This is a genomic window from Nocardiopsis alkaliphila YIM 80379 (genome assembly GCF_000341005.1).
In the GTDB taxonomy this organism is placed as follows: Bacteria; Actinomycetota; Actinomycetes; order Streptosporangiales; family Streptosporangiaceae; genus Nocardiopsis; species Nocardiopsis alkaliphila.
Map to the genome: position 1 here is coordinate 1 of NZ_ANBD01000186.1, position 7941 is coordinate 7941.

Consider the following 7941-nt stretch of genomic DNA (forward strand, 5'->3'; position numbering starts at 1 on the left):
CCTCAGGGTAGCCGGTCATAGCTTTATGGCGACCGCGGGCCAGACCGCGTAGGGTTGGGCAAAGCGCCCGCTGGGAACAGCCGATGTACGCACCGAGAAGGGGACGGCCACGCCGATGAGCGTGTTTCAGCGACTTTCGATGATCTTCAAGTCCAAGGCCAACAAGGCCTTGGACTCGGTCGAGGACCCCAGGGAAACCCTCGACTACTCGTACCAGAAACAACTCGAGCTCCTGCAGAAGGTTCGTCGCGGTGTCGCCGACGTCGCGACCTCCCGTAAGCGCGTCGAGCTCCAGATCCAGCAGCTCGAACAGCAGGCCGACAAACTGCAGAACCAGGGCAAGGCGGCACTGACCCAAGGGCGTGAGGACCTCGCCCGTGAGGCCCTCACCCGCCGCTCCGGTCTGACCAGCCAGATCGAGGGCTTGCGCGAGCAGCACGCCAACCTCCAAGGCGAGGAACAAAAGCTCACGATGGCGGCCCAGCGCTTGCAGTCGAAGGTCGACGCCTTCCGCACGCGCAAGGAGACCATCAAGGCGACCTACACCGCCGCCCAGGCCCAGACGCAGATCAGCGAGGCGTTCTCGGGCATCTCCGAGGAGATGGGCGACGTCGGCATGGCCGTGCAGCGGGCTGAGGACAAGACCTCCGAGATGCAGGCTCGCGCAGGCGCCGTCGATGAGCTCCTGGCCTCCGGCGCCCTCGACGACGTCACCGGCACCGGACCCAGGGACGACATCCAGAGCGAGCTGGACCGGATGGCCAGCACCAGCGGTGTCGACGCGGAGCTGGAGCGGATGAAGCTCGAACTGGGTGGCGGCGGTGGTTCCACCCCGCAGCAGATCGAGGGTGGTAACGGATCCGGGAACCGGGAGGCCCAGTGATCGTCCGCATCATGGGTGAGGGTCAGGTCGACCTCACCGACGCCGACCTGGAACTGCTCAATTCCTTCGACGCCGCCCTGGAGGCCGCGATCGAGGCGGAGGACGAGACGAAGTTCCGCAAGGCCCTTCAGGACCTGCTGGAGCGGGTCCGTGAGGACGGCAAGCCGTTGCCGCCCGACTCGCTGGAGCCCTCGCAGTTCATCCTGCCGCACTCCGACGCCAGCATGGACGAGGTCCGTCAGATGTTGCAGGACGACGGGCTCATCCCGGGCTAGGGGTGGTTCTCCACGGACCCACCACCGTCCGGGTGAGTCCTCAGGGTGAGGCGTCCGGGCCGGATCCCACCGGCCCGCGCCGAACTCGGTGCCTTCATGCGCGTTCTCCACCGCGGTCGCGGTTTCCCGCGACGGCGACCGCGGTGTGTCTCCCCCAAGGGTCCGTGGAACACGCGGTGTCCTGCTTTGACCCGTTTCTCACTTGCCGGAACTACACTCCGGACCACGCATCGGGAAGGAAACGCCGTGGCAGGTTCGAAGTTTCGTCCGGACCGGGGACTGACCACCCGGATGGCCATGACCATGTTCCTCCTGATCCTGGTCTACGTGGCCTTCATCGTGGGTCTGGTCCTGGCCGGGCTCAACATCTGGCTGGTAGTGATCCTCGTCGGCGCGTTCGCGCTCTTCTCCTACTTCTCCTCCGACAAGATCGCCATGTTCTCCATGGGCGCCAAGGAGGTCTCCCCTCAGCAGGCACCCGACCTGCACGCCATGGTCGATCGGTTGTGCGCCATGGCCGATATGGCCAAGCCCCGGGTGGGGATCGCCGACACCGACGTCCCCAACGCCTTCGCCACCGGCCACAGTGAGAAGTCCGCCGTCATCTGCGTGACCACCGGTCTCATGCGGCGCCTCGACGGTCCCGAGCTGGAGGCGGTCATCGCCCACGAGCTCTCCCACATCGCCCACCGCGACGTCATGGTCATGACCATCGCCGGGTTCCTCGGCATCGTCGCCGGCTTCCTCACCCAGGCCGGGCTGCGTTTCGCGATGTTCGCGGGGACCACGGGTGGCCGAAGCAACAACAACGGGCCGGCGCCCGCCGTGATCGCCCTCCTCGTGGTCGTGGTCAGCGCCGTGGCCTGGGCGCTCAGCTTCCTGCTCACCCGGGCCCTGTCCCGGTACCGGGAACTGTCCGCGGACCGAGCCGCCGCCTACCTCACCGGCCGCCCCTCGATGTTGGGCAGCGCCCTGTCCAAGATCACCGGTGACATGGCCCGCATCCCCACTCGTGACCTGCGCCAGGTCGAACCGTTCAACGCCTTCTTCTTCGCCCCGGCCTTCGCGAAGAAGGGCTTCAGCATGAGCCAACTGATCGCCACCCACCCGCCGGTCGAACAGCGATTGGCCCAGCTCTCCGACATCTCCCGCCAACTCGGCCGCGGAGCCTAGAGAGGACCACGATGAGCTTTTGGCGCGCCTTGCTGGGAAGGTCGAAGCCGGCCGAGCCCGACCTCGACGCGCTCTTCGGTCTGCCCACGGCGGCACTGACCTTGCGGGCCGGTGTGGGACTGACCCCCACCGGGACCGGGTCGGTGGCCTTCCGCGCGGCCGAGGGTGCCGCCTTCGCCGACGTCGAACGCGATGTCACCGCCCTGCTCGACGCGGGAGAAGGGCCCCCGGTCGAGCAGACCACCGACGACTACGGCTACACCTGGTTGGTGGTGCGCGACTCCTCGGCGGAGAAGGGCGGGGACGAACTCACGGGCACCGACATCACCGGTCTGGTCACCGATCTGCACGCGGTCAACTCCACCCTGGAGGCCAACGGCTACGGGCCCTCGTTGCTGTGCTCGCTGGTGGGCTTCACCGACACCTCCGGGCGCTCGGTCGGTCTGGTCTACCTCTACAAAAGAGGCACGTTCTACCCCTTCGCCCCCACCAAGGGCAAGCAGCGCGACAACGCTTTGGAACTCCAGGTGGAGTCGGCGCTCGGAGACGACCTGCCGATGGAGAAGGACCGTTCCCGCTGGTTCCCGGTCTACGGGGCGCCAGGACTCTGAGCTCGGAGTGGGCCCTTCGGCCCTCCTCACCCGGGGCCCGGAGAAGATGGCATCCGGGCCGGGGACAAATTACCCTTGGACCTACGGGAACATCCGTACGTCGTCGAGGGGCCACGCTCACAGTGTGTCCTCCGGCGTCAGGGCGAACACGGCGGCCGGATGGCGGAATGCCACATCGGCCCCCGGCGTTGGGACTCGTTGGAGAGGCAAGGAGCCTTCGGGACCTGTCTCGTGAGCGACCGGGGTCGCCAGGCGGCCGCAACCCCTTTTCAGAGGAGCTTTACAACATGACGGTTCAGACCGAGGACACCGCGCAGGGAGTCATCCTCACCGATGAGGCGGCCGACAAGGTCCGGTCCCTCCTCGACCAGGAGGGTCGGGACGACCTGCGCCTGCGCGTGGGCGTGCAGCCCGGTGGGTGCTCGGGGCTGCGTTACCAGCTCTACTTCGACGAGCGTGACCTCGATGGTGACATCGTCACCGACTTCAGCGGGGTCGAGGTCGTCACCGACCGCAAGAGCGCCGCCTACCTGACCGGAGCCACCATCGACTTCGTCGACACGATCGAAAAGCAGGGGTTCACCATCGACAACCCCATGGCGACCGGCTCCTGCGCCTGCGGCGACTCCTTCAACTAACGGGGACGCCCCGAGCCGGGGAACGGCCGAGATCGAGGGGAGGGCGGACACGCGTCCGTCCTCCCCTCTTCGTGTTCTCCCGCGCGCGGGGCGTGTTCTGGCGGGCGAAGAAGACGAGGTGTCCCAGAGGTGAGGGTGTGACGCCCTGTCGTACCCTTGGCAGGTCCGAATGGGCACGGCCTCGCCCGCGTCGGCCCGGTCGGCTCGTCCCGAACGCCATACCCTTTCCCTACCAAGGAGCCAACGTCCCGTGCGTATCGCGGTTGCCGGATCCATCGCCACCGACCACCTCATGTCCTTCGAGGGGCGGTTCGCCGAGCAGATCATCCCCGAGCAGATCCAGCAGTTGTCCCTGTCCTTTCTCATCGACGAGCTGGACGTGCGCCGTGGTGGCGTCGCGGCCAACATCTGCTTCGGGCTGGGCGGGTTCGGGCTGAACCCCGTCCTGGTCGGCGCGGCCGGGCAGGACTTCGAGGAGTACCGTTCCTGGCTCGACCGTCACGGCGTGGACACCTCTTCGGTGCTCATCTCGGAGTTGCGCCACACCGCGCGCTTCGTGTGCACCACCGACCGGGACCAGAACCAGATCGCCTCCTTCTACGCCGGTGCCATGGCCGAGGCCCGCAACATCGAGATCCAGCCCATCGCCGAGCGCCTGGGGGGACTGGACCTCGTCCTCATCGGTGCCGACGACCCGGCCGCGATGGTGCGTCACAGCGAGGAGTGCCGTACGCGCGGCATCCCCTTCGCCGCCGATCCCTCCCAGCAGCTGGCCCGGATGGAGGGGCCGAAGGTGCGCACCCTCATCGAGGGCGCTCGCTTCCTGTTCACCAACGAGTACGAGAAGGCCCTGGCCGAGCAGAAGACCGGCTGGTCGGACGCGGACATCCTGGCCAGGGTGGGAACCCGCATCACCACCTTGGGGGCCAAGGGCGCCCGTATCGACCGCAGGGGCGAGCCGAGCCTCCACGTGCCCGCCGCCGCCGTCGACGAGCTGATCGATCCCACCGGCATGGGTGACGCCTTCCGCGCCGGGTTCTTGGCCGCGCACTCCTGGGGACTGCCCTTGGAGCGCGCCGCCCAGGTGGGCAACGCCGCGGCGGTGCACTGTCTGGAGGCCGATGGGCCGCAGGAGTACTCCCTCACCCCGGCAGGCCTTTTGGGTCGGATCGAGCGCTCCTACGGTGCCGAGGCCGCCGCCGAGGTGGAGCCTCATCTGTAGACGGCCACGGCCACGAAGACCGCTTCGTGGTCTGGGTGGTGCTCCAGACCCCGTAAAGTGGATGGCCGTGACCCGCACGGGGAGACCCGTGCCACTCCGGTGCGTTGAAACGCGTGCCGGTTCATTCGCCCGAGCCGTTCGCGCAGGGTCGCGCGCGGCGGTGGGGAACCCGCTCCACACGACCCGTTCAGCGGGTCCGGAGCCCGGGCGCGTCCAGCGCCTCCCAGTTCTAGGCCAGCCTTACCTGGGATTCCCTGATTCATCCTGAAAGGACTATGCATGCGCTACACCGGACCGAAGGTGCGGTTGTCCCGGCGCGCCGGCACCCCGCTGACCCGTAAGGCGGTCAGCTACTTCGAGAAGCGTCCGTACCCGCCCGGTGAGCACGGCCGCCGTGTTCGTCGCAACAGCTCCGACTTCGCCGTCCGTCAGGCGGAGAAGCAGAAGGTGCGCTGGTACTACGACCTGACCGAGAAGCAGCTGCTCCGCGTCTACGAGAACGCCAAGAAGCGCGCCGCCCGTACCGGTGAGGAGATGCTCACCGAGCTCGAGCTGCGTCTGGCCACGGTCGTCCTGCGAGCCGGTCTGGCCGCGTCGATCTACGCCGCCCGCCAGTTCGTCAACCACGGTCACATCACCGTGGACGGCAAGAAGGTCGACATCCCGTCGTACCAGGTCAAGCCGGGCCAGATCGTTGCCGTTCGGGAGAAGTCCCGCTCGATGGTCCCGTTCGTCGAGGCCGCCGAGGGCATCCACGCCGACGACAAGATCGCCGGTTACCTGGCCGTCAGCCACAAGGACCTGCGCGTCGCGGTCATCGACCGCCCCAAGCGTGAGCAGATTCCGGTGCCCTTCGACGAGCAGCTCGTCGTCGAGTTCTACGCTCGCTAGACACCTCCCGCATCGACGAGGCCTTCCCTTCCGGAGAGCTCCCGTTGGCGGAGAAGGCCGCGCGGACTTCGTGTCCACGCGGCCTTCGTGTTGCCCACCGCCTTACCCCGAGCCCCTCAGAGGCCCAGGGGACGGCGGTGGGCAGCCGGCGCCGCTACCGAAGAGCCGGTCGAAGTCAATCGTTATCGCAACGAAATCGAAGTGGTCTTTCGGCCCCGAAGCCGTCCTCGGGTGATCAATACATCCGTCGGATGTGAAAAGCGCTACCCCGCGCCAGAGGCCGCTCGGCGACGAACTCGTGCATCTTCATTCGGCACCATGCCGGTATGTCCGCGCTCGCGGCGGGATCGTCCGCCGTGACCGCGATGACCGACCCGATGGGCACTTCGTGTAGGCGGGCGGCCAACATGATGATCGGAATCGGGCACTTGCGGCCCACCGCCTCCACGGTGATCAGGGGCCATGGTTCGGTCGATCGCTCGGGCACGGGTCCCTCCGTAGGTCGTCGCTTTCGTGTCCTGATCTTGACCTGGGTCGCGCGAAAAGGCGCACCCGGTTAAGGGTGTCGTAAACCCAGCGATACGCTCGCCTTAGTCTCGTTACCGAGACCACGCACACCACCGCCCCCCGGCGGTGAGGTGCGGGTCCCGGGACGAGGGCCCGGGGGAACGCCGGGCCGCGCCTCGTAGCCAGCCGGGAGGTACTCCCTCGGGGGCGACCTGGCCCGGCTCCGTGAGGCGATCGAGCGTACCGGGAGGGGCGGTTAGGCAACACGCTGACCAGGCAAGCCCATGAACGGCACGTCGAGCGGTTCGCGATAATGTTTCCCCCTGAAAAAACTTTGGATACTTAGGCCGCCCGTGGAGGATCCACGGGCTTCACCGCTGGGAAGGCAATCCGTGAGTCCGACCCGCCAACAAAATCGGCGCTCGACACTGCGCCGATGGGCACCACGCGGCGCCGCGCTCGCCGTGCTGGGGCTGGCCGCGACCGGCTGCGCGTCGAACGAGCTCACTCGTTTGGGCATGCCGGAACCGATCACCGAGCAGGCCGAGCGTGTTCTCGCGCTCTGGCAGGGCTCGTGGGTCACCGCTTTCGCGGTCGGCATCCTCGTATGGGGATTGTTCATCTGGACGATCCTCTTCCACCGCAAGCGCTCTGAGCAGTTGCCGCCCCAGGTGCGGTACAACATGCCCATCGAAGCGCTGTACACCGTGCTGCCGATCGTCATCATCTCGGTGCTCTTCTTCTTCACCGCGCGAGACCAGGCCTACCTGCTCGACACGGAAGAGCCCGCAGACGTCCACGTAGAGGTCGTGGCCTTCCAATGGGCCTGGCAGTTCAACTACATGGACGACACCAAGGAGAACGGTGGGGAGGTGCTCTTCTCCGAGGTCGGTATCCCCAACCCGGACGGCACCGCAGACCGCAGCACCCAGCCGACCCTCGTGCTTCCCGAGGGTGCCATCGTCCACTTCGACCTCCACTCACCCGACGTCATCCACTCGTTCTGGGTCCCCGAGTTCGGGTTCAAGATGGACGTCATCCCCGGAAGGGACAACGCCTTCCAGGTCCAGATGGGTGAGGGCACCGAGGGTTCCTACGTCGGACGTTGCGCCGAACTGTGCGGTGTCGACCACACCCGTATGCTCTTCGACCTCGAGGTCGTGCCCCAGGACGAGTACGAGACCTGGGCCGCCGAGCAGGAGCAGCAGAACGGTGACGAAGCCGCTACCGAGGGCACGGGCGTAGAGACCGACTTCGGTGAGGGCACCGGGGCCGAGGGCACCGACGCCGAAGGCACCGGCGCCGGCGTGACCGAGGAGAATGACGAGTAATGACCACGACGGCAACTGAGCCCCGTACCGACGGTCGGGCACCGTCGCGCAAGGGGTCGATCATCGTCAATTGGATGACCTCGACGGACCACAAGACGATCGGGTACATGTACCTGATCACGTCCTTCGCGTTCTTCCTCTTCGGCGGTGTGCTCGCAGTCCTGATGCGACTGGAGCTGTTCAGCCCGGGCATGCAGTTCATGTCCAACGAACAGTTCAACCAGATGTTCACCATGCACGGCACGATCATGCTGCTGATGTTCGCGACCCCGCTGTTCGTCGGGTTCTCGAACGTGATCATGCCGATGCAGATCGGCTCGCCCGACGTGGCGTTCCCGAGGATGAACCTGTTCAGCTACTACCTGTTCCTGTTCGGTAGCCTCATCGCCATCAGCGGCTTTTTTACCCCC

10 protein-coding genes are annotated in these 7941 nt (G+C 66.7%); 9 read left to right on the forward strand and 1 reads right to left on the reverse strand.

Features of this window, described 5'->3' with window-relative positions:
* The first annotated feature begins 115 nt into the window (after nt 1-115).
* The 7 genes from D472_RS0124030 to rpsD all read left to right on the forward strand — a co-directional run bounded on the left by D472_RS0124030 (nt 116) and on the right by rpsD (nt 5693).
* Complete coding sequence (locus tag D472_RS0124030; protein ID WP_017606984.1) at nt 116-883, forward strand: PspA/IM30 family protein; 768 nt, start codon at nt 116-118, stop codon at nt 881-883.
* Complete coding sequence (pspAA, locus tag D472_RS0124035) at nt 880-1158, forward strand: PspA-associated protein PspAA (protein ID WP_017606985.1); 279 nt, start codon at nt 880-882, stop codon at nt 1156-1158. The genes D472_RS0124030 and pspAA overlap by 4 nt, the downstream gene beginning before the upstream one ends.
* Before the next feature lie 246 nt (nt 1159-1404).
* Entirely contained in the window at nt 1405-2331 is a 927-nt protein-coding gene (gene htpX / locus D472_RS0124045; protein ID WP_017606987.1) for a zinc metalloprotease HtpX, read from the forward strand.
* An 11-nt stretch (nt 2332-2342) separates the two neighbouring features.
* Nucleotides 2343-2942: a PspA-associated protein PspAB gene (pspAB, locus tag D472_RS0124050; protein ID WP_017606988.1), complete on the forward strand. Its 600-nt coding sequence runs from the start codon at nt 2343-2345 to the stop codon at nt 2940-2942.
* Between the two features lie 287 nt (nt 2943-3229).
* Nucleotides 3230-3580: a HesB/IscA family protein gene (locus D472_RS0124055; protein ID WP_017606989.1), complete on the forward strand. Its 351-nt coding sequence runs from the start codon at nt 3230-3232 to the stop codon at nt 3578-3580.
* 250 nt (nt 3581-3830) lie between these two features.
* The gene (locus D472_RS0124060; RefSeq protein WP_017606990.1) at nt 3831-4802 is read left to right on the forward strand and encodes a carbohydrate kinase family protein; all 972 of its coding nucleotides are present in this window, start codon (nt 3831-3833) and stop codon (nt 4800-4802) included.
* Nucleotides 4803-5081: 279 nt separating this feature from the next.
* Entirely contained in the window at nt 5082-5693 is a 612-nt protein-coding gene (rpsD, locus tag D472_RS0124065) for a 30S ribosomal protein S4 (protein ID WP_017606991.1), read from the forward strand.
* A gap of 235 nt (nt 5694-5928) precedes the next feature.
* Here rpsD and D472_RS0124070 read toward each other — a convergent pair whose 3' ends face one another.
* Nucleotides 5929-6180 carry a sulfurtransferase TusA family protein gene (locus tag D472_RS0124070; protein WP_017606992.1) on the reverse strand — a complete coding sequence of 84 codons (252 nt, stop codon included), beginning with the start codon at nt 6178-6180 and terminating at the stop codon, nt 5929-5931.
* A gap of 412 nt (nt 6181-6592) precedes the next feature.
* Between D472_RS0124070 and ctaC the strand changes: the two genes are divergently transcribed.
* Together ctaC and D472_RS26390 are read left to right on the forward strand one after the other, a co-directional pair.
* The gene (ctaC, locus tag D472_RS0124075) at nt 6593-7531 is read left to right on the forward strand and encodes an aa3-type cytochrome oxidase subunit II (RefSeq protein WP_449406508.1); all 939 of its coding nucleotides are present in this window, start codon (nt 6593-6595) and stop codon (nt 7529-7531) included.
* Nucleotides 7531-7941: cbb3-type cytochrome c oxidase subunit I (locus tag D472_RS26390; RefSeq protein WP_033304600.1), on the forward strand; the 411-nt coding region annotated here is incomplete at its 3' end. The genes ctaC and D472_RS26390, both read left to right, overlap by 1 nt.

Coding starts and splice junctions, on each gene's coding strand:
- rpsD (WP_017606991.1), top strand. CDS start 5,082: ATGCGCTACACCGGACCGAAGGTGCGGTTGTCCCGGCGCGCCGGCACC.
- pspAB (WP_017606988.1), top strand. CDS start 2,343: ATGAGCTTTTGGCGCGCCTTGCTGGGAAGGTCGAAGCCGGCCGAGCCC.
- D472_RS0124030 (WP_017606984.1), top strand. CDS start 116: ATGAGCGTGTTTCAGCGACTTTCGATGATCTTCAAGTCCAAGGCCAAC.
- D472_RS0124055 (WP_017606989.1), top strand. CDS start 3,230: ATGACGGTTCAGACCGAGGACACCGCGCAGGGAGTCATCCTCACCGAT.